The 25420-nt window shown below is 66.6% G+C and carries 19 protein-coding genes; 7 read left to right on the top strand and 12 right to left on the bottom strand.

Features of this window, described 5'->3' with window-relative positions:
• The first annotated feature begins 8 nt into the window (after nt 1–8).
• The 3 genes from ACWKWX_RS10005 to ACWKWX_RS10015 all read left to right on the top strand — a co-directional run bounded on the left by ACWKWX_RS10005 (nt 9) and on the right by ACWKWX_RS10015 (nt 3204).
• Nucleotides 9–1040, top strand: coding sequence for a PstS family phosphate ABC transporter substrate-binding protein (locus ACWKWX_RS10005; protein ID WP_483827672.1), 1032 nt, complete (start codon nt 9–11; stop codon nt 1038–1040).
• Entirely contained in the window at nt 1037–2035 is a 999-nt protein-coding gene (locus tag ACWKWX_RS10010) for a PstS family phosphate ABC transporter substrate-binding protein (protein WP_483827673.1), read from the top strand. The genes ACWKWX_RS10005 and ACWKWX_RS10010 overlap by 4 nt, the downstream gene beginning before the upstream one ends.
• Nucleotides 2036–2205: 170 nt before the next feature.
• Entirely contained in the window at nt 2206–3204 is a 999-nt protein-coding gene (locus tag ACWKWX_RS10015; RefSeq protein WP_483827674.1) for a nucleoside hydrolase, read from the top strand.
• A gap of 127 nt (nt 3205–3331) precedes the next feature.
• Here the strand turns inward: ACWKWX_RS10015 and ACWKWX_RS10020 are convergent, their stop codons facing one another.
• Nucleotides 3332–4063 (bottom strand): hypothetical protein, encoded by a 732-nt coding sequence (locus tag ACWKWX_RS10020; protein ID WP_473006647.1) that lies wholly within the window; start codon nt 4061–4063, stop codon nt 3332–3334.
• A 212-nt stretch (nt 4064–4275) separates the two neighbouring features.
• Here ACWKWX_RS10020 and ACWKWX_RS10025 point away from each other — a divergent pair, with 212 nt between their 5' ends.
• The gene (locus tag ACWKWX_RS10025; RefSeq protein WP_473006856.1) at nt 4276–4557 is read left to right on the top strand and encodes a YkgJ family cysteine cluster protein; all 282 of its coding nucleotides are present in this window, start codon (nt 4276–4278) and stop codon (nt 4555–4557) included.
• Nucleotides 4558–4571: 14 nt separating this feature from the next.
• Here ACWKWX_RS10025 and ACWKWX_RS10030 read toward each other — a convergent pair whose 3' ends face one another.
• From ACWKWX_RS10030 to ACWKWX_RS10045, 4 genes are all read right to left on the bottom strand, one after another.
• Nucleotides 4572–5318 (bottom strand): phytanoyl-CoA dioxygenase family protein, encoded by a 747-nt coding sequence (locus ACWKWX_RS10030; RefSeq protein ID WP_416424195.1) that lies wholly within the window; start codon nt 5316–5318, stop codon nt 4572–4574.
• 551 nt (nt 5319–5869) lie between these two features.
• Entirely contained in the window at nt 5870–6673 is an 804-nt protein-coding gene (locus ACWKWX_RS10035) for a class I SAM-dependent methyltransferase (protein ID WP_483827675.1), read from the bottom strand.
• A 207-nt stretch (nt 6674–6880) separates the two neighbouring features.
• Nucleotides 6881–8062: a pyridoxal phosphate-dependent aminotransferase gene (locus tag ACWKWX_RS10040; protein WP_483827676.1), complete on the bottom strand. Its 1182-nt coding sequence runs from the start codon at nt 8060–8062 to the stop codon at nt 6881–6883.
• A gap of 69 nt (nt 8063–8131) precedes the next feature.
• Nucleotides 8132–9790 carry a methyl-accepting chemotaxis protein gene (locus ACWKWX_RS10045; RefSeq protein ID WP_483827677.1) on the bottom strand — a complete coding sequence of 553 codons (1659 nt, stop codon included), beginning with the start codon at nt 9788–9790 and terminating at the stop codon, nt 8132–8134.
• Between the two features lie 339 nt (nt 9791–10129).
• Here ACWKWX_RS10045 and ACWKWX_RS10050 point away from each other — a divergent pair, with 339 nt between their 5' ends.
• A complete protein-coding gene (locus ACWKWX_RS10050; RefSeq protein WP_416424191.1) occupies nt 10130–10405 on the top strand; it encodes a DUF1652 domain-containing protein in 276 nt (91 codons plus the stop codon).
• Nucleotides 10406–10615: 210 nt separating this feature from the next.
• On the opposite strand, the gene ACWKWX_RS10055 is transcribed toward ACWKWX_RS10050, so the two are convergent.
• Nucleotides 10616–13078, bottom strand: a complete 2463-nt coding sequence (locus ACWKWX_RS10055; protein ID WP_483827678.1) for a UvrD-helicase domain-containing protein — start codon at nt 13076–13078, stop codon at nt 10616–10618.
• Between the two features lie 284 nt (nt 13079–13362).
• Here ACWKWX_RS10055 and ACWKWX_RS10060 point away from each other — a divergent pair, with 284 nt between their 5' ends.
• Nucleotides 13363–14061 (top strand): pirin family protein, encoded by a 699-nt coding sequence (locus ACWKWX_RS10060; RefSeq protein WP_416424189.1) that lies wholly within the window; start codon nt 13363–13365, stop codon nt 14059–14061.
• 53 nt (nt 14062–14114) lie between these two features.
• Here ACWKWX_RS10060 and pgm read toward each other — a convergent pair whose 3' ends face one another.
• From pgm to ACWKWX_RS10090, 6 genes are all read right to left on the bottom strand, one after another.
• The gene (pgm, locus tag ACWKWX_RS10065) at nt 14115–15755 is read right to left on the bottom strand and encodes a phosphoglucomutase (alpha-D-glucose-1,6-bisphosphate-dependent) (protein ID WP_483827679.1); all 1641 of its coding nucleotides are present in this window, start codon (nt 15753–15755) and stop codon (nt 14115–14117) included.
• A 123-nt stretch (nt 15756–15878) separates the two neighbouring features.
• Nucleotides 15879–18134, bottom strand: coding sequence for an ATP-dependent DNA helicase (locus ACWKWX_RS10070; RefSeq protein WP_483827680.1), 2256 nt, complete (start codon nt 18132–18134; stop codon nt 15879–15881).
• Nucleotides 18131–19774, bottom strand: a complete 1644-nt coding sequence (locus ACWKWX_RS10075; RefSeq protein ID WP_483827736.1) for a VRR-NUC domain-containing protein — start codon at nt 19772–19774, stop codon at nt 18131–18133. Before ACWKWX_RS10075 ends, ACWKWX_RS10070 begins: the two co-directional genes overlap by 4 nt.
• A gap of 85 nt (nt 19775–19859) precedes the next feature.
• The gene (locus ACWKWX_RS10080; RefSeq protein ID WP_483827681.1) at nt 19860–21257 is read right to left on the bottom strand and encodes a GntR family transcriptional regulator; all 1398 of its coding nucleotides are present in this window, start codon (nt 21255–21257) and stop codon (nt 19860–19862) included.
• Nucleotides 21257–22762, bottom strand: a complete 1506-nt coding sequence (locus ACWKWX_RS10085; RefSeq protein WP_483827682.1) for a hypothetical protein — start codon at nt 22760–22762, stop codon at nt 21257–21259. The genes ACWKWX_RS10080 and ACWKWX_RS10085 overlap by 1 nt, the downstream gene beginning before the upstream one ends.
• 439 nt (nt 22763–23201) lie before the next feature.
• Entirely contained in the window at nt 23202–24218 is a 1017-nt protein-coding gene (locus ACWKWX_RS10090; protein ID WP_473006637.1) for a zinc-dependent alcohol dehydrogenase family protein, read from the bottom strand.
• A gap of 214 nt (nt 24219–24432) precedes the next feature.
• On the opposite strand from ACWKWX_RS10090, the gene ACWKWX_RS10095 reads away from it, so the two are divergent.
• Nucleotides 24433–25347: a LysR family transcriptional regulator gene (locus ACWKWX_RS10095; protein ID WP_416424182.1), complete on the top strand. Its 915-nt coding sequence runs from the start codon at nt 24433–24435 to the stop codon at nt 25345–25347.
• Nucleotides 25348–25420: the final 73 nt, after the last annotated feature.

A 25420-nucleotide genomic window follows, 5' to 3' on the forward strand; every position in this document is an offset into this window, starting at 1 on the left:
GACTGACCATGAACCTGATCACCCGCGCGCTGGCCCTCGCCAGCGCCGCGTGGCTGGCGCTGCCGGCCCACGCCGCCGTCGACCCGCAACTGCCGCCCTACACCGCCCAGGCGGTGCAGCCGCCCGCCCACGCCTCGTACCTGGCCGCCGACGGTGCCATCCGCATCGGCGGTGCCGAGCACGTGCGCTACATTGTCGAGCGCTTCAACGCCGCCCTGGTGCAGCAGCACCCCGGCTGGCGCTTCCAGGACGAGTCCAAGGGCACCACCAGCGCTGTGCCGCTGCTGACCCACGGCGTCACCCTGTTTGGCGCCATGGGTCGCGAGATCAACCCGCTGGAGATCAAGGCGTACCGCAAGATCGTCGGCGCCGCGCCACTGGAGATCCGCATCGCCCTGGCCGCCAACGACACCTCCCAGCACCTCGCCACCTCGCTGGCGGTGTACGTCAACCGCGCCAACCCGCTGGCCCAGGTCAGCGCCGATGAGGTGCGCCGTACCTTGAGCCTCGGCAACCCCGAGGGCGACCTGTCCACCTGGGGGCAGTTGGGCCTCAAGGGTGAATGGCGCGAGCGGCGCATCCACCCCTATGGCACCCCGGAGTTCACCGGTTTCGGCACCTATATGCAAAGCAACCACCTGCAAGGCCGGGCTCTTGCGCCCAGTTACGAAGGCTACGGCAACACCGAGGCCATCCTCGCGCGCCTGGCCGCCGACCCGGCCGGGCTGGCGGTGGCGGCCATCGGCCTGGACAACGCGCAGATCAAGGCGCTGCCGATTCGCGACGCCCAGGGCCTGCTGACCACCGGCACCGAGGCCCAGGTGCGCGACGGCCGCTACCCCTATGGCCGCTTCCTGTACCTGTACCTGCGCCGCGAGCCCGGCAAGGCCGTGGACCCGGTGGTGCGCGAGTACCTGCGCTTCGTGCTGTCGCGCCAGGGCCAGCAGATCATCGCCGACCAGCCCAAGGGCTATTTCCCCTTGAGCGCCGCCCAAGCCCAGGCCGAACTGGCCAAACTCGACGAGGTTGCCCCGCTATGATCACGTTCCTCAAACGCGCGGCCTGCCTGGGCCTGTGCCTGCACCTGGGCTGGGCCCAGGCCGATACCCTGCAACCGCCCGCCAACGCCAGCTACCTGACGGCCGACGGTGCCATCACCATCATCGGCAACGACGGCATGCAGCCGCTGATCGAGCAGCTGAACGCGCTGTTCATCCGCCAGCACCCCGGCTTCCGCTTCGCCGTCACCGCCAAGGGCTCCTCGGTGGGGCTGCCGGCGCTGACCGCCGGTGCCACTGCCATTGCGCCGCTGTCCCGCGAGCCGTGGCTGGGCGACCTGCATGGATATGAACAGGTGTTCGGCCAGGCGCCGCTGGACGTTCGCATCGGCTATTCAGGCCACGGTCCGCGCACCAACGGCAAGACCCCGCCGGCGGTGTACGTGCACCCCGACAACCCGCTCAAGCAACTGACCGTGGAGCAACTGGCGAAGCTGGCCACCGCCGGCCAGCCGGGTGGCGACATCAATACGTGGGGGCAGCTGGGCCTGACCGGTGACTGGGCGCTGCGGCGCATCCACGTGTACGGCCTGCGCGACGACGGCGGCTTCGCCACCAACCAGCGCATGGACCGCTTCGGCGGCCGGCCCTTCAGCCCCCATTACGAGGCGCTGGACAGCGTCGGCGCGGTGCTCAAGGCCGTGGCCAGTGACAGCCATGGCATCGGCCTGACCGGCTGGGCCAATGGCGCCAAGCTGGCCCCCGGCCTGCACATCGTGCCCCTGGCCAGCAAGGCCGGCGAAGCCGCCCATGGCCCGGCGCTGGCAGACGTAGCCGCGGGCGCCTACCCGCTGTCGTCGTACCTGCACCTGTTCGTCAGCAACGCCCCGGCGCCGTTCATCAAGGCCTATTTGCAGATGGCCCTGAGCGACGAAGGCCAGGCCCTGGTGCGCGCACAAACGGCCAGCGCCGAAGGCTACGTGCCGCTGAGCGCCGCCGACCTGGCGCGCGAGCGGCAAAAACTGCGGGACCTGTAGCCACAATCCCGTAGCCGCTGCCGCCAGGCTGCGCTGGCCTGTGTGTTCGCTGACAATCTTCAGCGTGGCTCAGGGCCAGCGCAGCCTGCGGCAGCGGCTACGGTAGGTGCGGGATGGCCACTGCCCACTTACACTGGGAATCCTTACCCCCACCATCAAGGAAGAGCAGCATGAAAAAGGTCATCATCGATTCGGACATGGGCTGGGACGACGTGCTGTCGATCGCCTACCTGATGAAAGACCCCGGCGTCGAGATCATCGGCCTCACGGTCACCGGCTGCGGCGAAACCGACCTGGGCTGGGGCACCATCATCGCCCAGCACCTGCTGGGCATCGGCAACCACAGCCACGTGCCGGTGGCCCGTGGCACCGACGTGCCGCTGGCCCTGAACAACGTGTTCCCGCAGCTGTTCAAGAACGACATGAACGACATCATGGGCCTGCTGGGCAGCCTCAACCCCAAGGAACTGCCAACCCTGTCGCCGAAACCCGCGTGGGAGTTCCTGCATGACACGCTCAAGAGCGCCACGGGCAAGGTCACCATCCTTTCCCTGGGCGGCTTCACCAACTTCGCCAAGCTGCTGGAGCTCAAGCCCGCCGCCAGCGACCTGGCCAAGATCGACCGCATCCATGCCATGGCCGGCGCCGTGTACGTGGACGGCAACGTCGCCGCCCTGAACGGCGCCCTGCCCGCTTGGGACCAGGGCAGCCGCTACAGCAGCAACCACTACGCCGAATGGAACGTGTTCGTCGACCCGCTGGCCACCGATCGCCTGCTCAAGTCCGAACTGCCGCTGACCCTGGTGCCGCTGGACGCCTGCAACCAGGTGATCCTGGATGCCAGCTACGAGGCGAAAATCACCGCCACCGACCCGGTCGCCAACCTGGTGCGCGGGATCTTCGACAAGAAGACCCACGAGAACGCCGAGGGCAACCTGCCAGTCCCGATCTTCGACCCGCTGGCTACCCTGCTGATGACCGGCGCCGTGACGGCCAACAAGGTCGACAGCCAGTACCTATCGGTGGAGTTGGGCGAGCACGAGCATGACAACCATTGTGGGCAGCTGCGGGTGGAAACCAGCGGTTCGCGCAAGGTTGACATCGTGCTGGGCGTGTCACAAACCCAATTCGCCCGGCAGTTCGCGCAGGTCATCAACGCCGAAGCCTGAGCCATAACCCCCGGAACGCGTCGGGGCCAGCCGCTGCCCTTGTAGCAGCGGCCGCAAGGCCGCGTCCCCAGGCGCTGCGGTTTACCGGCAAGACCGTAGCGCGGCCGGACGCAGCCTTCGGCAGCTGCTACTGCACCGGTAGGAAATTCAGGAACAACAGGCTCTGGGCGTAATTCAGACCTATCCGTCTATATCGTTCGTCCAGCATCTGCGCCACCAGGTCCAGCCGCGCGACGATCTTGCCGAATTCGGTGGCGAAGCTCAGGTTGCTGCCTTCCTCGGATATCGCGTTGGAGAACAGCAACGGCTCGCCCTGGGCGTCCTGGCGCTGGCCGAGCAGCCAGGTGGCCTTCTCGATGTTGCGCGCGGCGTTGTTGATGAACCGCGGGTTGAGGCTGTCGGTCATGTAGAACGCCAGGCGGTTGCCGTGGGCGGTCACCAGCATGCTGCCGATGGCGTAGATGAACGCGCCTACGCGGTCACCGAGGAATTCCGGGCTCATGGCGTAGCTCAACGCCGCCAGGTCCTTGCGCCCGCCCAGTTGCGGCAGCGGCTGCTGCTGTTCGATGGCCTGGCGCACCTGGCGCTCGGCGGTAGCGGCATCGAGGAAGCCGGAGCGCTTCCACTGCGCGGGGTTGCGCAGGTACAGCTTGTTCATCAGCAGGTACAGGCTCTGCAGGTTGTCGTGCATGGCCAGGGTGGCCATGCGGTCGACGCTGGTCTGGAAGAACTCGTCGGGCTTGCCATTGCCGATCTGCGTGGCAATGTCCTGGCCGGTCTGGCGGCTGCACCCTTGCACGGCAAGCAGGCAGGCCAACAGCGCCAATAAACGCGGCAAGGCGGAAAACGTCGAAATCATCGGGCTGGGCGGGGTGTCCTGGCGACGGCAGTGGCAGGTATAGAGGGCCAAATCGGCAAAAAGTGCGATCCACCGGCAAAACCCGACAAGAGGCCGCCATCGCCCAGCAATTGGTCGGGATTCACGGCGCTGTCATCCGCAGCGCTTTGTGATTGCCCGCAGACCCGGTACCCTCTGCGTTCACGCCCTCCAGGATGAAGCCCTTGATACCGCTGCAGACGCTGCCGGTCCTCGACCCCACTGCCACGTGCGATACCTGCGCCGCCAAGTGCTGCCGCCTGGAGGTGATGCTGATCACCGACACCGGCGTGCCCGAGCGCTTCATCGCCACGGATGACTGGGGCTCGCAGACCATGGCGCGCCTGGATGACGGCTGGTGCGCGGCCCTGGACCGCCGCACCATGAGTTGCAGCATCTACCGCGTACGCCCGCTGATCTGCCGGGAATTCGAAATGGGCGGCAGCGACTGCCTGGAAGAACGCCAGGTGCCCTGACCGCCCCTACCGCCTCATACCATCGCCCGTGGGCGCGGCCGCACGTGGCCCAGGGACGAGCGAATGCGCCCCACCAGCGAACTGGCCCCGTGCAGGTTGTCGTAATGGAACACCGCCGTGGCGCGGATGCCGTTGGGGTCGGCCGGCAGGTTGGTGTGCAGCGAGCGGTAGCCCCAGAACAGGTACATGTTCCCCGGTTCCATGGCCACCTGGGTAAAGCGCTTGTTGCCCTTCTGGTAGGCGTTGATCAGGTAGCGCTGGCTCCAGCGGTTGTCGATCTTCAGCTTGTCCAGCAGGTTCATGGCGTAGGTCTCGCGCAACGGCCGCTTGCTGGGCAGCATCAGCAGGTCGCCCTTGGCGCCCTCGGGCAGGCACACCGGCATGATGGTGGTGAGCACGTAGGAATCGTAATGGAAGATCATCGATTCGCGCCGGCCGCTGTCCCCCACCAGGCAACGCAACACCTGGTGCAAACCGTCGTCATTGGCGGCACGGCCAGTGGCCTGGGTGACCACGCGCTTGCACAGGTCGAGCATGACCGGTGAACGCCCCCAGTCATACAGCGTCGAGCCCACCACCGCCTGCTGCCCGGTCAGGGCCACGTAGCTATTGCCCGCTGCGGCCACCGAGCGCCTGACCAGCCCGCGTATTTCCTCCAGCTCCTCGGGGCTCGCCCAGTTCGGCAGCACCGCGTACCCCTGCTGATCAATGGTTTGCGTCAATGCCTTGATCTGTTCGTCACTGAAATAGGTGTATTGCATGTCCATCTCCCCAACTCACTTTTGACCCAAGGTTGTTAGAAGCCGCCAGTCGCGCGCCCAGCCGCGTGCCGTCCCAGGGGCAGTGCGTCAAGGCAGGTTCATCCAGCGGGCATATACAGGACAGTGCATCGAGGTGAGCGCTCCCACCTACGGCCGGGCAGTGTCGATTGATCCTTGAGCTCAGGCCTCTATGGCAGGCGAGGCGAATCGGCAGACAAGCTAAACCCGGCTCGTTGTGCGTTTACGGCTGCTCTGGTGGCAAGACACGAGTGGGCTCGTCCCTGACCTGGTACTGATCACGCCCAGGTCGCGCTGAAGCACTTCGCGGCCGCCCGGCACGCCAGGGAGCTCCCTACCGGCCTGCCGGCTGACCGCCGCTTCACAGTGTTCATCCTTGGTACCGCGGCGCCCCTTTAAAGGCGCAACCTGCGGCGTTGAAGTGAGACTAGCAGTCGTTATCACTTGGACCTAACGAAGATGAAGAAATTGTCATGCCAGTCGTCGACTTGGAATGGATAAAAACCAGAAATGAGCTACCCGCCAAATATCCGTCAACGAAGTGCTACTGCGGTGAAACACATGGGTAGCTGCGCGGCACGATTTTCGTATTGGTCGTAGGCCTCTTCGCGGTTGGAATGGGGGTATTCGTGGAAATGGCGAAGCTGCAGGCCTGCCCGAATCAGCGCGGTGAAGATCTCGCCCAGGGTGTGGATGTGCCAATAGGAAGGGGCCGCCATGGCCGGGGCATCGCCCTCATAGACGATGGCCTCCTCCAGCACCACGGGCGTGGCGCGGAAATAGGAATCGCTGGGGCTGAAAGGGTCCACGCCTGCCGGGTCGAACATTTCCAGGAACGGATGGGTCTCGTAGATCACCAACTGGCCGCCGGGCTTCAGGGTGCTGGCCACGCAGGCCATGAACGCCTGCAGGTCTGGCATCCAATTGAGCACGCCGATGGTAATCAGCGCGACATCGAACGTGCCTTGAAGCTCGACCGGCAGGTGGTGAATATCGGCCTCGATGAACTCGGCCGGGTGTGACGAGGCTGCGGCCAGCTCACGGGCTTGCTGCAGAAATGCGACCGATTGGTCTACACCCACGGCGCGGCGTGCGCCCATGGCCAGCAGCGACAGGGTCTCGCGGCCGTTGTTGCAGCCCAGCTGAATGACGTCCCTGCCCTGCACGCCCACCTCCTGCAGGCATTGGGTAAGGGTGGTGTCGAGGCAGGAGTAGCGTGGGTCCTTGAAACTGGCCAGCAGGCGTTGCCAGGCCGGGGTCTGGCGATGCAGGTCGGCCGAGGCGTCCCAGGCGTGCTTGTTGCTGGCGATCATGTGCGCGGCAGTCGGGGTCGTCATGACAGGGGCTCCTTGTAGGGCGCCCAAGATAGCACCGCTTGCCCAGGGCATTCATTGCACGGGTTGTTTCAAGGAGTATCCAAACCCACGCCATTCCCGTAGCCGCTGCCGGAGGCTGCGCTGGCCATGGGGGCTCCTGGAGATCTCCAGCGCACATCACGGCCAGCGCAGCCTGGCGGCAGCGGCTACAAGGTTGGTGACAAGCCGCTAACGGGCTTCCAGCACCTGCACTGCGCAGCGGGCGATGCGGCGGCAGGCTTCTTCCAGGCGTGCGACGTCCTGCACAAGGCCCATGCGCACGTGGCCAGCGGCGCTGGGGCCGAAGGCCTCGCCGGCCAGCACCGAGACGCCATGCTGGTCCAGCAGGCGGTCGGCGAAGGCCTGGGCGCTGAGGCCGGTTTCGCGGATGTCGACCATCACGAACATGCCGCCGTCGGGCTTCACCGCGCGCACGCCGGGGCAGCCTTCCAGCGCCGCGCACACCCGGTCGCGGCGCTGGCGGTAGGTGTCGCGCATGGCCGCCACTTCCGGCAGCGGCGCCTCGATGGCGACCTGGGCCGCGTGCTGGACGAAGTCCGGCAGCCCGTAGAGCATGCACAGCGCCAGGTTGCCCAGGTGGCCGGCCAGCTCCGGCGGCGCCACCACCCAGCCGACCCGCCAGCCGCTCATGGCGTGGGACTTGGACAGGCTGTTGAGGGTGGCGGTGCGCGCCGCCATGCCCGGCAGGCTCGCCGGACTGATGTGTTCACCGTCATACAGCAGCTCGCTGTAGACCTCGTCGCTGATCAGCCACAAGTCATGGGCGATGCACAGCTGTGCCACGGCCTGCCAGGTGGCGCGCGAGAGGCTGGCGCCCGTGGGGTTGTGGGGGCTGTTGAGCATCACCGCGCGGGTGCGCGGGCCGATGCGTGCGGCAAGGTCGGCGGGCTGCAGGGCAAAGCCATGCTCAGGCCGCAGCGGCACCGGCACCACCCGCGCACCACAGGCGCCGAACACGGCTTCGTAGGTGACGTACATGGGTTCGGCCACCAGCACCTCGTCGCCGGCCTCCAGCAGGCATTGCGCCACGCTGAACACCGCGCACTGGGCGCCCGGCAGCACCACCACCTCGTCGGCATCGACGGCGCGGCCGCTGCACTGGCCATGGTGGCGGGCGATGGCCTGGCGCAGGGCCAGGTTGCCACGCACTTCGGAATAATGGGTATGGCCGGCGCGCAGGCTCTGCACGGCAGCTTCGACCACCGGGGCCGGGGTGTCGAAGTCCGGGTCGCCCACCGACAGCAGGATCACGTCCTGCCCCTGTTCGATCAGGCGCAGGGCGCGGTAATGGATGTTCCAGGCGGCGGCGCCGTCACCGGCGATACGTTGGGTCAGGGCGGAATAGCGCATGCACATTTCCCTTATGCAGGCTTGCGGCCCCTGACCCTACCACCACTGCGGGCGCAGTTACATCATTGGTTAAATCACGAACCGCGCGACCATGCCGCTGAGGCCCACGGCCAGGCGCGACAGCTCGTGGCTGGCGGCGCTGGTCTGGTGCGCGCCGGCGGCAGACTGGTTGGCCAGGTCGCGAATGTTGACCAGGTTGCGGTCCACTTCGCGGGCCACCTGGGCCTGCTCTTCCGAGGCGCTGGCGATCACCAGGTTGCGCTCGTTGATCAGCGAGATCGACTCGGTGATCTGCTGCAACGCCGTGCCGGCCTGGCGCGCCATGTCCAGGGTGGACTGGCTGCGCTGGCTGCTCTGCTGCATCGACTGCACGGCCTCGCCGGTGCCGGTCTGGATGCCGCTGACCATCTGCTCGATCTCGCGGGTGGACTGCTGGGTGCGATGGGCCAGGGCCCGCACTTCATCGGCCACCACGGCGAAACCACGTCCCGCTTCCCCGGCGCGCGCCGCCTCGATGGCGGCGTTGAGGGCCAACAGGTTGGTCTGCTCGGCAATGGCGCGAATCACGTCCAGCACCTGGCCAATGTCACGGCCCTGGGCCGCCAGGCCTTCGATCAGCACCGAGGTCTGCTGCACGTCCTGGGTCATGTGCTGGATGGCGCCGACGGTCTCGCCCACGCGGTCGCGGCCTTGCAGCGCCACCTGGTTCGACTCCTGCGAGGCCTGGGACGTGGACACGGCGTTGCGCGCCACCTCTTCCACCGCCGCGGTCATCTCGTTGACCGCCGTGGCTGCCTGCTCGATTTCCTGGTTCTGTGCCAGCAGGCCCTTGGAGGCTTCCTCGGTCACCGCGCTCAGCTCTTCCGCCGCCGAGGCCAGCTGGGTGGCGGAGCCGGCGATCTGCTCGATGGTCTGGCGCAGGTTAGCCTGCATCTGGCCCAGGGCCTTGAGCAGTTGCGCCGGCTCGTCGCTGCCGTCGACGTGGATAGGCTGGGTGAGGTTGCCGTCGGCAATGGTCTGCGCCGCCTTCACGGCCACCTGCAGCGGGTTGACGATGCTACGGGTCAGCAGCCAGGCCAGCAGCACGGTCATCAGGCAGGCGAGCACCGAGACGATGATCACCCAGGTGTTGGCCAGGCTGTACTGGGCGGCGGCTTCCTCGCCGGCGGCCTTGGCGCCCGCCTGGTTGATGGCCACCAGGCGGTTGAGCTGGTCGCCCATCTTGTCGGAACCGTCCTTGATGCCGGTGTTGAGCAGCGTGCGCATGTCTTCCAGTTTGTTTTGGTGCGACAGGTCCTGCAGGCGCGATTGCAGTTGCAAGTAAGTATTCAGCGAGCTTTCAAACTCGCGGTATAACCCTTGTTCTTCCGCACCCGCCGGCAACACCGCGTAGTTGCGTTGGGCTTCTTTCAACTTATTAACCAGGACGCCCATGCGTGTGTCGGTATCGGCAATCATCTCCGGTTCACGGTTAACCAATAAACGGAAAGAAGTGACGCGCAAACGTACAACACCCTCGACCATGTTTCCAAGATAACCGACGCTGGGTAGTTGATTGGTCTGCATGTCGATGGACGCCTGGCGAATGATGGCCATGCGGTTGGAGGCGAACACCCCCAACGCCACGACCAGCAAGGCAATAAAGGCAAAGCCGAGGAAAGCACGCGGGGCGATGTTCAGATTTCGTAGGGACATGAGGTAGCTCTCGACAAGAAGGTGGTACGGCATCCCTGCGATCCGATGAGGCACGCGCCACGCGCGCCGGAAAGTCACGTGGCTTGCCAGAGCTATCGGCAGAACTTTAGAAAAATGAGGCAGTTATTGAAAATAAATCGAGATTTCATTAACTAATGAGAGGTGAAACGTTTGCGCTCAAACCTATGGCACATTAATACCACTGCCACCGGTCGGGGATTTTATGACCTGCATCAAAAAACACGACTTGCGGATGATATTTAATTAAAAAACTCCCCTGTAGTGCCCTTGGCAATGCTACTTTTACAGTCTTGAAAGGGTCGGGGACAGCACGCCGCTCGAAGAATTCCGGCGCACCGGCCAGGCTGCACGATGCAGAGGTGGCATATGAACAAGATGACCTTTCCCAACGCCTGCCAGGTCATGCGTTGGCACTTCCACCCCATGGGGTTCGAGGGCAGCATGGACGCGCCCAGCAGCATGGTGGCACGACTTTTTGACCGGGCCAGTGGCGAGACCTTGATCGCCATTGCCGGTATCCCCTGCGCCACGGTAATGAACGCCGCCGATGTGGAGCGCATCATCGAGGCGGTGGAAGCGGAGCTGGAGGCGTTCGTGCCGCCGCATTCGCTGTCGGCGTTTGGCTGAAGGTCCCCTGCCCCACAAAAAACCGATGCCATGGCATCGGTTTTTTTATGCTCGCTCCTGTAGCAGCGGCCGCCAGGCCGCGTCCGGGGCACCGCGCGCGCCTCTGACGCAGCTTTCGGCAGCCGATACATCCTGTGGGAGCTGGCTTGCCAGCGAGCTGTTGGGCCATAAAAGCTCGCTGGCAAGCCAGCTCCCACAAGACAGTTGCTGCTACGTGGGAGTGCGCAGGTCATCGAAGAACGGTTTGTCGCCGGCCACGTTGTCGGAAGCGCGAGGCAGCGCGGCGCTGTCCTTGGTGGCCGGTTCCACGTACCAGTAGCAATGGCTGACCGCCCGCGTCACGGCCACGTAGGCCAGGCGCAGGGTTTCGTCCTGCTGGGCCTTGTCGTAGGCCTCCAGCTCGCCGGCCTTGCCCAGCCCTGCCGCGCGGTACACCTGGTTCTTGTATGGCGAACGGGTGACGTGCTGGCAGTCGCCCAGCAGGAACACCGCATCGGCCTGCAAGCCCTTGGCGCTGTGGTAGGTCAGCTGCTTGATCTGCCGCTCGCCGGCGGGCCTGGCCTGGTCGCGCTGCAGCAGGGGCAACAGGTGCTCGGCGGCAGCGGCGCGGTCGCTGCCCTTGCGGAACAGCAGCAGTATCGAGTCGCCGCGCTGGTAGTGCTCGGCCACGGTCAGGGCCATGGTCTCGTCGTCGCGGTCCAGTACCCGCACCGGCGTCAGCGTCTCGGGCTGCTCGCCGGCTGCGCGGGCCTTCTTGCCGGCGATGGCCGGGGCATTGCGCACCAGGTGCTCGGCGGCGTCGATGATGTGCTGGTGGCTGCGGAAGTTGTCGGCCAGCATCACGCGGGTGGTGGCCGGCGACGGGAACTGCTTGGCGAACTCCATGAAATACTTCGGCGAGCTGCCGCGCCAGCCGTAGATCGACTGCCAGTCATCGCCCACGCACAGCAGCGACGAATGCTGGGCCACACGGCCCACCGACAGCTGCGGGCCGCGGCTGCGGATCTCGCGCAAGGTGGCGCGCAGCCAGGAGACGATCTGCGGCGACACGTCCTGGAACTCGTCGATCATCAGGTGCGACAGCGGCCGCAGCATCTCGTCGCCCAGCTGCCGCAGGTTCTCCGGGTTGTTCTCGCCGAACAGGGCGAACATGCGGTTGTAGGTCATCACCGGCGGCGACTGCTTGAGCAGATGCGCCTCGAACGCCTTCCAGTACAGGCTCAGGGCCTCGAAGAACAGCCGGTCGGTGTCGTCGCTGGGGAAGCTCATCTGGTTGACCGCAGCCGTGACGTCCAGCCCCAGGTTCTCGATGAAACCGGCGGCGCCGACAAAACAGTCCAGCAGCGGCGCGGCCACCAGCTCCCCCTTCACTTTATAGTCGAAGCCCGGCCCCGCCACGGCGTCGGCGGCCAGTGAGCCCAGCAGGCGGCGCGCCTGGGCGTAGTTTTCCAGCCAGATCACCGGTTTCGGGCAGAACGCCTGGAACAGCGTGCGCTTGATCACCCACTCGGCCCACACCGGCAGCTTGGCGCCGGGGCGCTTCATCTGCTGGTCCTGAGACGGGTCGAAGCCCAGCACCACCCAGGCGTCCATCTCGGCGATGTAGCCGTGGAAGTGGAAGCGGCTGCCGTTGATGTCCACGGTCTCGCGGCTGGGCTCGATGCCCTTGATCGGCCAGGCGCCGGCGTTGAACCACAGGTCTTCGACCAGGTCGCAGAGTTCTTCATCGCGGCGCGACGACAGCTCGGTCACCGCCACGCGTTTCTGCACATCGGGGTGGTCGCGGTCCAGCTCCTTGAGCTGCAGGGCCTGGCGGCGCAGCTGGCCGATCAGCTCGGCGAAGCGCTCGTTGCCCTGCATCAGGTCGCGGTAGGCCAGGTTCATCTGCTGGCGCTGGGCGTCGTTGAGGCGCAGGTCGAAGGGGTTGCTGTCGGCGTCTTCCTCGGCCCCCGGCAGCGGCGCCTGGTTGCTGAGGTTCTCGAACGCACGCAGCTGGCCGAAGCCCGGCAGGCTGCGCACCAGCGGCAAAATGCGCGAGTGGAAGGTGCGCACCACCTCGCGCACCTGCTTGCCCGTGAGCTGATAGCCCCACAGGCCAAACACCTGCAGCACTTTATTGATGAAGTCCTTGCGCGACTCGCGGGTGAAGGTCACCACGGTCAGGGCATCCAGCTCCATGCCCAGGTAGTGGTGCAGCACCAGCATGCGCAGCACCAGCGAGGTCGACTTGCCGGCCCCGGCACCGGCGATCACGCAGGTGGACGGGGTGTCGCTGAAGATCAGCTTCCACTGCGCGGCGCTGGGTTGCGCCGCCGCTGGCAGGCGTTCGGCGACGTCGGCCTTGATGCGCTTTTTCAGCTCGGCGGTCAGGCCCAGCTTCCAGGCGTCGAACAGGTAGTCGTCCACCCCCGGCACGCCGTGCTCGTCGGGGCGCGTGTCGCGGATCACCAGCACCTGCTGGCCCTCCTCGAAGCCCTCTACCCGCCCGCGCTCGTAGCCTTCGCGCAGGCCTTCGCCGTGGCCGCTGCGCTGGCCGGCGACGTGGCCGTGGAACCAGGAGTCGCGGTGCTGCGCGCTGAGGCGGCTGAGGCCGCGGCCCAGCAGGCGCGCCACCAGGCGTTTGAGCAGGGGCAGTTGGGCGGGAGGGACAAGTTCTGCGGGGAGTTCGGACACGCGGGCACCAGCATGGATTCTGTAGCCTCAGACACTGCCAGCCAAACCTAGATGAATCAAGCGTTTACCGCACAAACCTACAAACGGCCGCAATCCCGTAGCAGCGGCCGCAGGCCGCGTCCCAGGCGTTGGGATAGGTGGATGGCAGGACGCAGCCTTTGGCAGCTGCTACGGGGATGTATCTATTTAGTTGATTGGTTTGGCGAATTTTTTACGCTTTTTTTCGATCTATGAAAGAGCGACACTAGCTCCGTGATTCAAATCTTCCACTTAAGGAGTGCACCATGATCCAGCTCAGACCTTTCGCGTCCTTGGGTGGCGCCAACCACGGATGGCTCGACGCCCATCACCATTTCTCGTTCGCCGAATACCATGACCCCAAACGCATGAACTGGGGCAACCTGCGGGTGTGGAACGACGACGTGATCGCCCCCGGCACCGGTTTCCCGCAGCACCCGCACCGCGACATGGAAATCATCACTTACGTGCGTGAAGGGGCCATCACCCACCAGGACAGCCTGGGCAACAAAGGCCGCACCGAAGCCGGTGACGTGCAAGTGATGAGCGCCGGCACCGGCATCGTCCACAGCGAGTACAACCTGGAAAAAGGCGCAACCCGCATCTTCCAGATCTGGATTATCCCGGACAAACGCGGCGAAGCACCGTCGTGGGGCGCCCGGCCGTTCCCCAAAGGCGAGCGTGGCGAAGGCTTCGTGACCCTGGCCAGCGGCCGTGCCGAGGATGATGTGAGCCTGCGCATCCGCGCCGATGGCCGCCTGGTGGCCGCGACGTTGAAAGCCGGCGAAACCGCCGAGTACGTGGTGGACGAAGGCCGCAAGGCCTACCTGGTGCCCGCCACGGGCGTGATCGAAGTCAACGGCGTGCGCGCCGTGGCCCGCGATGGCGTGGCGGTGGAAGACGAGCGTGTGCTGCGGGTGACCGCGGTGGAAGACGCCGAAATCGTCCTGGTGGACGTGGCGTAACGAAAAAGGGCCTGCAGATGCAGGCCCTTTTTTTATGCAGCAAACGCGGCGTATCAGCTGATGGCAGCGTCTACCAGCACCTGCGCCTCGCCGACCAGGCGCTGCAGGTGCGCCTCGTCGACAAAGCTTTCGGCGTAGATCTTGTAGATGTCCTCGGTGCCCGACGGCCGCGCGGCGAACCAGCCGTTGGCGGTCATCACCTTCAGGCCGCCGATGGCCTGGTCGTTGCCCGGCGCGTGGCTGAGGATCTGCTCGATCTTCTCGCCCGCCAGTTCGGTGGACTTGACCTGCGCAGGCGACAGCTTGCCCAGCGCGGCTTTCTGCGCAGGGCTGGCCTTGGCCTCGACGCGGGTGGCGAACGGTTCGCCCAGGTCGCGGGTCAGTTCCTGGTAGGCCAGGCCCGGGTTGCGGCCGGTGCGCGCGGTGATTTCCGCGGCCAGCAGGGCCGGGATCAGGCCGTCCTTGTCGGTGGCCCAGACGCTGCCGTCGCGACGCAGGAACGAAGCACCGGCGCTTTCTTCACCGCCGAAGCCCAGCGAGCCGTCGAACAGGCCATCGGCGAAGTACTTGAAGCCCACCGGCACTTCGTACAGGCGACGGCCCAGGCGCGCGGTGACGCGGTCGATCAGGCCGCTGCTGACCACGGTCTTGCCCACGGCAGCGTCGGCGCGCCACTGCGGGCGGTTCTGGAACAGGTAGTCGATGGCGACGGCCAGGTAGTTGTTCGGCGCCAGCAGGCCGCCGTTCGGGGTGACGATGCCGTGGCGGTCGTGGTCCGGGTCGCAGGCGAAGGCCACGTCGAAACGGTCCTTGAGGCCGATCAGGCCCTGCATCGCGTAGGGCGAGGACGGGTCCATGCGGATCTGGCCGTCCCAGTCCACGCACATGAAGCGGAACGTAGGGTCGACGTGGGTGTTGACCACGTCGAGGTTGAGCTTGTACTGCTCGGCAATGGCCGACCAGTAGTTGACCCCGGCGCCGCCCAGCGGGTCGACGCCCAGGCGCAGGCCGGCGCCACGGATGGCGTCCAGGTCGATGACGTTGCCCAGGTCCGCCACGTAGGTGTTGAGGTAGTCGTGGCGGTGGGTGGTGCCGGCCTTCAGTGCCTGCTCGTGGCTGATGCGCTTGACGCCCTTGAGGCCGTCGGCCAGCAGTTCGTTGGCCTTGGCCTCGATCCACTTGGTCACGTGGCTGTCAGCCGGGCCGCCGTTGGGCGGGTTGTACTTGAAGCCACCGCTTTGCGGCGGGTTGTGCGACGGGGTGATGACGATGCCGTCGGCCAGGCCCTGGGTGCGGCCCTTGTTGTAGCACAGGATGGCGTGGGACACGGCCGGTGTCGGGGTGTACTCGTCATTGTGCGAGATCATCACCTGCACGCCGTTGGCGGCCAGCACTTCCAGGGCGCTGGCGGCGGCCGGGGTGGACAGCGCGTGGGTGTCGGCGCCCAGGTACAGCGGGCCGTCGATACCCTGGGCCTGGCGGTACAGGCAGATGGCCTGGCTGATAGCCAGCACATGCCATTCGTTGAAGCTTGCATCAAAGGAACTGCCACGGTGGCCGGAGGTGCCGAACGCTACGCGCTGGGTGGACTCGGCGGGGTCGGGCTGGACCGTGTAGTAGGCGGTCACCAGTCGCGGAATATCGACCAGCACGCTGGCTGGAGCTGGCTTACCCGCCAATGGACTGAGCTTCATGCATAACCTCGGAAAAGGGAAATCGGGGACACGTGGGGTCAGTTTACTGGCAGTTTGACCTCGACGCGACGGGTTCGATCCCCACCCCGCATGAAAATTGACACATTGGCAGCCCCCACCGGTTCAGTTGACCTGCCACCATTGCGGCAACAACGCCTTCACCCGTCCCTCGCTGAAGCGGTCATCAATCAACATCACCACCCCGCGATCCTCCTGCCCACGGATCACCCGCCCTGCCGCCTGCACCACTTTATGCAACCCAGGGTACAGGTAGGTGTAGTCGTAGCCGGCGCCGAAGATCTCGCCCATGCGCGCCTTCAACTGCTCGTTCACCGGGTTGAGCTGGGCCAGCCCCAGGGTGGCGATAAAGGCGCCAATCAGGCGCTTGCCCGGCAGGTCGATGCCCTCGCCAAAGGCGCCGCCCAGCACGGCAAAGCCCACGCCCTGGCTGTGGTCGCTGAACTGCGCGAGAAAATCGCGCCGCTGCGCTTCGTCCATCTTGCGCCCCTGCAACCACAACGGCACCTGCGGGTGCCGCTCGGCCAGCACCTCGGCCACCTGCTGCAGGTAGTCGAAGCTGCTGAAAAACGCCAGGTAGTTGCCCGGCTGGCGGGCGAACTGCTCGGCGATCAGGTCGGCGATGGGCGCCAGGGACGCCTTGCGGTGGTTGAAGCGCGTGGAGATGCTGTCGACGATGCGCACCTGCAACTGCTCGGCGCTGAACGGCGACTGCACGTCGATCCACGCGCAGTCCGCCGGCAGGCCCAGCAGGTCGGCAAAATAGCGCCGCGGACTCAAGGTGGCGGAAAACAGCACGGCACTGCGCGCCGCCGCCAGCCGCGGGCCGCTGAGCGGCGCTGGTACCACGTTGCGCAGGTTCAGCTGCGCCTGGCGCCGCCGCCCTGCCCCTTCGCGTTGCTGGATGTCGAACACGTAGTGCTCGCCGTACAGCTCGGCCACGCGAGTGAACTGCAGCGCGTCGAAGTAGAAGTCCAGCCACGCGCGGTCCAGGCCTTCGGGCTGCTCGTTGAACAGGTCGCCGATGGCGCTGACGCAGCGCAGCAGCGCCATCACGAACTTGTCCGGCAGGTGCGCGTAGGCCTGATAGGGCCCCAGCTGGTCCTTGTACAGCGCGTTCCATTCGCGGTTGAGGCGCTGCAGCGGGTTTTTCAACGCCGCCGGTGGGTCGCGGCGCAGCGCGCCCAGGTGGTATTGGTCGAGGCTGGCGCTGTACATGCCGCGCGTGCGGTCCACCAGGTTGTGCGCCTCGTCGGCCAGCAGCGCCAGGCGCCACTGGTTGGCCTGGGCCAGGCCGAACAGCAAGGCATTGAGGTCGAAGTAATAGTTGTAGTCGCCGATCACCACGTCGGCCCAACGCGCCAGCTCCTGGCTCAGGTAATACGGGCACACCTGATGGGCCAGCGCCACCTCGCGCACGGCCTGCTGGTCTTGCAGGCGCACCTTGACCGCGGCGGCGCGGGCGGCGGGCAAGCGGTCGTAGAAGCCCTTGGCCAACGGGCAGGAGTCGCCATGACAGGCCTTGTCCAGGTGCTCGCAGGCCTTGTCCCGCGCCACCAGTTCCAGGCTGCGCAAGGGCAGGTTCGGGGCACTGTCGCCCACCTGCCGCAGCGCCTCCAGGGCCAGCTGGCGGCCTGGGGTTTTCGCGGTGAGGAAGAAGATCTTGTCCAGCTGCTGCGGCACCAGCGCCTTGAGCAGCGGGAACAGCGTGCCCAGAGTCTTGCCGATGCCGGTGGTGGCCTGGGCCATCAAGCAGCGCCCAGTGCTGACGGCCTTGTAGACGGTCTCGGCCAGGTCGCGCTGGCCCAGGCGGAAGTCGCCATGGGGGAATTTCAGCTCGCGCAGGGCCTGGTCGCGTTCGGCGGCGCGCAGCATCTCCGCGCGCGCCCAGTCGAGGAACAGCGCGCACTGCTGGTGGAAGAACGCCTCCAGCTCTGCCGCCTGCCAGCATTCCTCGATCAGGGTCTGGCGGTCGCTGTCGACGTCCAGGTACACCAGCGCCAGGTTGAGCTGCGCCAGCCCGTCGCGTTGGCACAGCAGCCAGCCGTACACCCGGGCCTGGGCCCAGTGCAGGTGGCGGTGGTTGGCGGGCTGTCGTTCCAGGTCGCCGCGGTGGGTCTTGATCTCTTCCAGGCGGTTGCGCGCCGGGTCATAGCCGTCGGCGCGGCCGCGCACGCGCAGCTCTTCGTATTCGCCCTCAAGCGCCACTTCACTCTGGTAGCCCGCGCCGCGCCCGGCCGTGACCCGGCGGTGGCCGGCCATGCCTTCCTGGGCGGTAGGCGACGGCGTGAAGCGCAGGTCCAGGTCGCCCAGCTTGGCGGTGAATTCGCACAGGGCGCGCACGGCGATGCGGTAGATCACGGCTGCGCCCACTGCACGTAGCAGACCTGCACCGGCATCTGGTGGCGGGCGCAGAAGTCCAGCCAGCGCAGCTGGTTGTCCTGCAGGCGGTCGCCCGGCCCCTTGACCTCGATCATCTGGTAGCGGCCCTCCTCGGGCCAGAACTGGATCAGGTCGGGCATGCCGGCGCGGTTAGCGGCGATGTCCTGCAGCAACCGTTCGAAGCAGTGCTGCAGGTGCGTGGCGGGCAGGCAGCGCAGGGCCAGCTCCAGCAGCTCTTCGGTGAGCGCATGCCAGTACACGAACGGCGACGCCAGCCCCCACTTGTCGCGGTAGCAGGCGCGGATGCTGTCCTGGTAGCGGCCGTCATGCAGCTGCGCCAGGCAGGCTTCAAACAGCGTCGCGCGGCGCTGGCGGAAGTCGGGCTGGTGCAGGTCGGTGGGGCCGCTCTGGAACGGGTGAAAGAAGGCCCCCGGCAACGCCGCGAAGATGGCCGGCCAGCACAGCAGGCCGAACAGCGAGTTGATCAGGCTGTTCTCCACGAAATGCACTGGCGCCTCGGGCTGATGCAGGTGCAGCGCCACCCGCTGCTCGACGCTGAGGTCGGGCTGCTGCGGCAACGCCAGTTGCCATTCGTTGACCGCCGCCTTCGGCGCCTTGGGCAGGGCCGGCAGCCCCAGCTTGCGCCGCAGGCGCGGGAGCACGCGGGGAATCTGTTGGGCTTCGGCAGCGCTTTCCGGCGCTGCCAGGGCGCTTTCGGCCAACGCCAGGGCCTGTTGGTACTGCTCGCACAATTCCAGCACCCGCACCCGCCTGGCCCGGGCACCGGGGTAGGCGCACTGGGTATAAATGGCCAGGGCATGCTCCATCAGGCCCTGGCGCTCGCATTGCTGGCCCACGGCGAACAGCAGCCGGTCACGACGGCCCTGCAGCCAGGGGTTGGCGCTATTCAGGGCGGCGATGCGCAGCAGCAGTGGTTCCAGCAGGCCGCCCTCCTCCAGCGCCTGGCGGCAGCCTTGCAGCTCGAGGCAGAAGTCGATGTCGGCGCGGCTCTGCAGGCCGCGCGAGGCCGGGTCCAGCTCCACCTGTTCATAGCGGTAGATGCCCAGGTCGTCCAGCACGAACTCCGACCAGTCCTGGCGCAGGTTGCCGAAGAACAGCAGGCGCAGGCGGTCACACAGCGGCCGCACCGGGAGGGAATAGACCTGGTCGTCCAAATTCGGGCACCAGGCGGCGAACGGCTGGGGCGCTGGCGCTGCGTCCAGCAGCTCCGCGAGCATCTGCTCCTTGCGCAGGGACGCACGGCTGACCTGCCCCTTGAACAGCGCCAGCAGCTCGGTCTTCTGCAGCACCTCGAACAGCTGGGCCAGCGACAATGGCGCGCCACTGTCCACCCAGCCGGCCTGCAACAGCGGCTGCACCGCCTCACGGGTCGGGCCGATCTCGCCGTACACCAGCTTGCTGGCCCGGTACAGCGGGCCCTTGCGCATCACCATGCGCACCAGCAGCGCCTGGGCGCCGCGCGGCAACTGCGCGAAGCCGTCGAGGAAACGCTGCTCCTCGTCGTCCAGCAGGTCGGCGTAGCGCCGCCCCAGCCAGTCCAGCACGCGCTGGAAGTTGATGAGGTAGTAGAACGGGTCGTCGAGGTTGCCGGGGGTCACGATCAGTACAAGTGCCGAGGAGAAAGGCACTGGTTATACATACAGACCCACCCTTTTGGCAAAGCCTTTTGGACCGGTGGCCGGTTCAGGGGCTGGCGGTCTCCAGCCGCTTGCGCTCCTCGCCAAACGCCTCGGCCAAGGCCTTCATCAGCGCCTGCAAGCCCTCGTTGTCCAGGCCCAGGGCGTTGATGCGCAGGTAGCGGTCGTGCAACCCATGGGCACTGAACAGCGGCCCCGGTTCCACCACGTGCCCTTGGGCCAGCAGGCGTTCGAACACCCGGCGCATGTCCAGCGGAAATCGGCTGCGCAGCCACAGGCCAGTGCCGCCCGCCGCCTGCACGGCCATCAGGTAGCGACCCAGGCGGTTGCGCACCTGGCGGTCCAGGCGCCACAGCTGTTGCTGCAGGTGCATGCGCAACGCCGGCAGGTGGTCGTCGAGCACGCCCTGGTCCAGCAGGCGTGCCACGGCTTTCTGGCGCAGCGGCGGCAGGCGCATGGCGCGCCGCTGGAACGCGGTGACCAGGGCCCGCGCCGCCCCAGCCGCCAGCAGGTAGGCAAACGGCGCTTCGGCGCCCAGCCAGGGTTCCAGGGAACCGATCACCAGCACCCGCTGGGCCGCCATGGATTCGCGCAGGCTGCGCCCCGGCTCGAAGCCCAGGGCGCCCTGCACGTCGTTCTCCAGCAGCCACACGTCGTAGCGGGTCAACAGCAGCGCCAGGCTGTCAAGGTCGGCGGCCGGCATGCGCGAGCCCTGCACGCTGCTGAAGCCGGCGTCCATCACCAGCAGGCGCACCGGCACGGCATCCAGGTGCTCGCGCACGCAGTTCAGGTCCAGGCGGCCATCGTCGGCCAGCGGCAGCTCAATGATTCGCGCCTTGGCCAGGCGCAACGCCTGCAGGATCAGCGGGCAACAGGGCGAGGCCACCAGCACCGGCTCATCGGCCAGCACCAGCGCCTCGAACAGGATGTCCAGCAACCCGCGCAGGTCGTTGCCCAGATACACATGGTCACCGTGCCAGGCATGGCGCGGGCCCTGGGTATAGCGCGCGGCCAGGGCGCGGCGCAGCTCCGGGTCGCCGCAGGGGTGCCAGGCCGGTGCCGGCAGGTTGCCGTACTGGCGCTGCACCTGGCGCTCCAGGCGCAGCAATGGCACGTCCAGGGCAAGCAGGGCTGCCTGGCTGCCCACCTGGCGGCGGTGCTCGGCCTGGATGCGCTGCAGCAGGTCGCTGCCGTCCTTGGCCGGGATGGCCCGGGCCGGTGGCCGTGCGTAATAGCCGGACTTGGCCAGGGCGTACACCCGGTCCTCGTTTTCCAGCAGCGTGTAGGCGTACTGGATAGTGGACACCGACACACCCAGGCGCCCGGCCAGCGAGCGCAGCGACGGCAGCTTGAACGGCACCCCCGGCTCGCCGGCATCCACCAGCGCCGACAGGTAGCGGTACACCGCCTGGTAGGCAAAACCCTGCAGAGATTTGATGGTCATCAGCGGCCACACACCCGTTCCAGTGAAGTTGTCCCGGTGACCGGGTCCAGCGTCGGCACCCGGGCGCCGTCCGGATCACTCGCCCGCAGGCGCGCAATCAGGGTCTGCGGCCCGGGCCCACAGGCGCTGCGCTGGCCATACAAGCGGCGCAGCGCCACGATCGGCAGGCCACTGGTGTCAGCCAGCCAGCGGCCAAGACGCTCGTCGTTGCGGGTGCCCTGCAGCACCTGGTGCAGCGTGGCCAGGCTGTCGACCCGCCGCGGGTGGCACCGCTGCAGGTAGGTCGCCAGGTGCCGGCCGCTGTCGACGAAAGGCGCATGCAGCATGCACACCAGTTGCAGGTCCTCCACCTGGTACGCGGCCCGCCCATGCTCCTCGGCCAGCGCCCGGCGCTCCTGCAGCTTGTGCGGGTCGTCGTAGGCCGACAGCATCAGGTCCACCAGGTGCCCCGGCGAGCCCTTGCGCAGCATCAGTTGGCGCGCGGCCGCGAGGTATTCCGCGACCCCTTCGCCATAGCTGCGCTGCTGCAATTTTTCCGCGCCCAGGCCGCGCAGATGCGCCATCAGCAGCGGGTTGGCGCACGCCGTCTCACTGAAGCCCATGGCCAGGGCGGAAAAGCGGAAGCCCAGGAACTCCACCAGCAGGCGCCAGTGCTCCTGGGGCGCGGCGGCCAGCAGGTCGTGCATGTCCACCCGACACACCAGTGCCTTGCGCCGCGACCGTGGCAGGCGTCGGGTCACCAGTTTTTCCCCGTACAACTGCCGGTGGAACGCTTCGCCCACCAGGGCAATGACCTCCAGGGCCGCCTCGCCCTTGTCCTGTGGAGCTTCCGCCACGCCGAGGCCGGCCTGGCGCGCGGCGTGCAGCCCCCAGGCCAGGTAGCGGCGCCGGCGCCCGGGCGGCTGGCCGCAGACCAATGCATGCACGCCGCCGTTCCAGGCCATGGCGCGCTGGTAGAAGTCGGCACGGCCCAGGTAGCAGCCATGGCACAGGCCGACCCGGCCCTGCCCACCGCCCAGGTGCCCGGCCACCAGGAAATCCGTGCGGTTGCGCAGGCGCGTGGCGGCGGACAGCGGTGCCAGCGGGTCGTAGGGCTGTACCTGCTGGTCATCCACTACCAGCAGCTCCACCCGCGGGTCGTCGTGCAACGACAACGCGCCATAGCCGCGCTCGATGTTGGCCATCACCTCGTCGCCCATGCCCGAGTGCCGGTAGGTGGCCACCCGCAGCAGGAAGGTCGCCGGGTAGCGCACCGCCAGGCTCAGCTGCGCCGCGCGCACCATGGCCAGGCACTGGCCGCTGGTGCTGCCGCCGCCGTGGGCCACCAGCACCTTGAACTGCGACAGCCGGTCCAGCCCGCCGGCGGCCACACCAATGCGTTGCACCAGCAACTGCAACGCGGCCCGCTGGGCGTGGGTGAAGTGCGCCAGCAAGCGCTCCAGCACCTGCTGGTAAATGCCGTTCATGGCTTCGCGATGAATGACGCTGACGTGATGAATTGACACGCATGACACCGATAAGTGGAGTGGTGATTGACCCTCGAGATGGTAGGTGGGGTGGCTGGGGGAAAAACAGTGACAGTAAAAGCGCAAAAACCAGTGCAGATGCCAGGTATGGCAAGGCACCCACGGCACAAGCGCCAGCCTAGAGGGCTCGCGCAACCGCCAGAGGCAAATTTGTAGGAAATTTCGGAGGAAGTTACGGAAGGATCTGGCGGTTATTTGGGAAGGATTTTCAACCCAACCCCCATCCCCAGACAAACAAACCAGGCTGGCAACGCCTATGGCCCAGGCCATGGCACGGTGCAACAAATGTAGATGCTGCCGCCAGGCTGCGTCGCGCCGTGCGGACGGCGCTCGATCTCGAGGGCGCCCCATAAACCCAAGCCGAGCCCGGGGCGCTCATGACGCGGCCTTCGGCCGCTGCTACGGGTGGAGTGGTTACTCAGGCGAGGCTCAACGCAATCCGCCCGCCGCACGGGCACTCGTCCATCAACTTGTGCGCCTCCACGAACTGCTCGAAGGCGAACACCCGGGTGATCTGCGGCACCAGCACGCGGTCTGCGGTCAGCTGGTTGATCTCGCGCAGCGCACGCTGCAACGCCGCCTGGTCCTGGCTGATGCCCAGTTCGGGCTTGCCGGTGAAGTTGCCCAGGCAGTGCACGTAGAACTGGATGTTCTTCTGGAACGCCGCACATGCCGGGAACGGGGTCTGGTTGCCGCCCTGCAGGCCGTACAGAATCAGGCTGCCACGCGGCGCCAGCACATCACCCAGGATCGACATCTGCGGGCCGCCCAGGCCGTCCAGCACCATGTCCACGCCGCGGTTGTCGGTGTACTTGTTGATGGCCATCAACAGGTCCTGCTCTTCGGTGACGATGACCTTGCTGGCGCCCAGCGACAGCAGGTACTCACGCTCGTCGGCGGACTTGGTGGCGGCAATCACCTTCAGGCCCAGGGCGTTGCCCAGCTGCACGAAGGACGGGCCGGCGCAATGGCTGGCGTCAGTGACCAGCGCGGTCTGCCCCGGCTTGGCACGGGCCAGCTCGGTATAGGCAAACGACGCGATCAGGTACGGCGTGTAGTGCACCGCCGCTTCGACCGGCGTGAGCACATCGGGGTAACGCGTCAGGGCCAGCGCCGGCAGCACGATAACCTCGCCGTACACCGGGTACTGGTTGGGGCTCTCGGCCGGGAAGCTGGCGACCTTGTCGCCCACCGCGAAGCCTTCGACGCCGCTGCCGACCGCTGTCACCACGCCGGCCATCTCGTGGCCAAGGCCTGCGGGCAGACGTGCCTGGGACGGGGCCAGGTTCTGGCGCCAGAGCACGTCATACCAGCTGATGCCGATGGCTTCGACGCGCACCTGCACTTCGCCCGGGCCGGGCAAGGCGGCCGCATGCTCTTCGCACTTGAGCACTTCGGCCGGGCCAAACTTGTGAAAACGGATCGTGCGGGACATCGCAAACCTCGCCTTTTTAACCTCTAATGCCATGAACTCTATCCGGGCTTTACCGGTTAGACCACCCGTGGCCATTAATAGTCGACATGCCTGACATTGATTGCGCGATGACTTGCGCGCCAGGCAAAACTGAATTTACCCGTGCAGATTAACAGCCTTTGCCCGTAAGATTCATGCATGAACCATTTGTCACCCTTGCATTGAAGCGAGCCCGATGAATCGAAACGACCTGCGCCGCGTCGACCTCAACCTGCTGATCGTCTTCGAAACGCTGATGCACGAGCGCAGCGTGACCCGCGCCGCCGAAAAACTGTTCCTCGGCCAACCCGCCATCAGCGCCGCGCTGTCGCGCCTGCGCGGGCTGTTCGACGACCCGCTGTTCGTGCGCACCGGGCGCAGCATGGAGCCCTCGGCACGGGCCGTGGAAATCTTCGCCCTGCTGTCGCCGGCCCTGGACTCCATCTCCACCGCCGTCAGCCGCGCCTCGGAATTCGACCCGGCCACCAGCACCGCGGTGTTCCGCATCGGCCTGTCCGACGACGTCGAATTCGCCCTGCTGCCGCCGCTGCTCAAGCGGCTGCGCGCCGAAGCCCCGGGCATCGTCCTGGTGATTCGCCGCGTCAACTACATTCTCGCCCCGCCGCTGCTGGCCTCGGGCGAAATCTCCATCGCCGTCAGCTACACCAGCGACCTGCCGGCCAACGCCAAGCGCAAAGTGCTGCGCCGCAGCCGCCCCCGGCTGCTGCGCGCCGACACCATGCCCGGCCCCATCAGCCTCGACGACTTCTGCGCCCGCCCCCACGCACTGGTGTCGTTCGCCGGCGACCTCAGCGGCTTCATCGACACCGAACTGGAAAAACTCGACCGCAAGCGCCACGTAGTGCTGGCGGTGCCGCAGTTCAACGGCTTGAGCACCTTGCTGGCCGGGACAGACATTGTCGCCACGGTACCGGACTACACCGCCGAGGCGCTGACCGCGGCCGGTGGCGTGCGGGCTGAAGACATGCCGCTGGAGATGCCGGGGTTCGAGCTGCACATGGCGTGGCGGGGGGCGCAGGATAATGATCCGGGGGAGCGGTGGTTGAGGTCGCGGATTCAGATGTTCTTCGGGGACCCCGATAGTTTGTGATCGAGTTCCACTGACTTCCATAAATTTGTTATAAAACAATAATTTAGCGCTAAAAGCTGTCCACTGCCGTCCG

The sequence above is a fragment of the Pseudomonas imperatae genome, assembly GCF_057128625.1.

What these genes read in the sequence shown, in the direction of transcription:
- ACWKWX_RS10095 (WP_416424182.1), top strand. Translation starts at nt 24,433, where the DNA reads ATGAATCGAAACGACCTGCGCCGCGTCGACCTCAACCTGCTGATCGTC.
- ACWKWX_RS10015 (WP_483827674.1), top strand. Translation starts at nt 2,206, where the DNA reads ATGAAAAAGGTCATCATCGATTCGGACATGGGCTGGGACGACGTGCTG.
- ACWKWX_RS10045 (WP_483827677.1), bottom strand. Translation starts at nt 9,790, where the DNA reads ATGCCGTACCACCTTCTTGTCGAGAGCTACCTCATGTCCCTACGAAAT.
- ACWKWX_RS10010 (WP_483827673.1), top strand. Translation starts at nt 1,037, where the DNA reads ATGATCACGTTCCTCAAACGCGCGGCCTGCCTGGGCCTGTGCCTGCAC.
- ACWKWX_RS10080 (WP_483827681.1), bottom strand. Translation starts at nt 21,257, where the DNA reads ATGACCATCAAATCTCTGCAGGGTTTTGCCTACCAGGCGGTGTACCGC.
- pgm (WP_483827679.1), bottom strand. Translation starts at nt 15,755, where the DNA reads ATGAAGCTCAGTCCATTGGCGGGTAAGCCAGCTCCAGCCAGCGTGCTG.
- ACWKWX_RS10030 (WP_416424195.1), bottom strand. Translation starts at nt 5,318, where the DNA reads ATGCAATACACCTATTTCAGTGACGAACAGATCAAGGCATTGACGCAA.
- ACWKWX_RS10050 (WP_416424191.1), top strand. Translation starts at nt 10,130, where the DNA reads ATGCAGAGGTGGCATATGAACAAGATGACCTTTCCCAACGCCTGCCAG.
- ACWKWX_RS10040 (WP_483827676.1), bottom strand. Translation starts at nt 8,062, where the DNA reads ATGCGCTATTCCGCCCTGACCCAACGTATCGCCGGTGACGGCGCCGCC.
- ACWKWX_RS10060 (WP_416424189.1), top strand. Translation starts at nt 13,363, where the DNA reads ATGATCCAGCTCAGACCTTTCGCGTCCTTGGGTGGCGCCAACCACGGA.
- ACWKWX_RS10020 (WP_473006647.1), bottom strand. Translation starts at nt 4,063, where the DNA reads ATGATTTCGACGTTTTCCGCCTTGCCGCGTTTATTGGCGCTGTTGGCC.
- ACWKWX_RS10035 (WP_483827675.1), bottom strand. Translation starts at nt 6,673, where the DNA reads ATGACGACCCCGACTGCCGCGCACATGATCGCCAGCAACAAGCACGCC.
- ACWKWX_RS10090 (WP_473006637.1), bottom strand. Translation starts at nt 24,218, where the DNA reads ATGTCCCGCACGATCCGTTTTCACAAGTTTGGCCCGGCCGAAGTGCTC.
- ACWKWX_RS10005 (WP_483827672.1), top strand. Translation starts at nt 9, where the DNA reads ATGAACCTGATCACCCGCGCGCTGGCCCTCGCCAGCGCCGCGTGGCTG.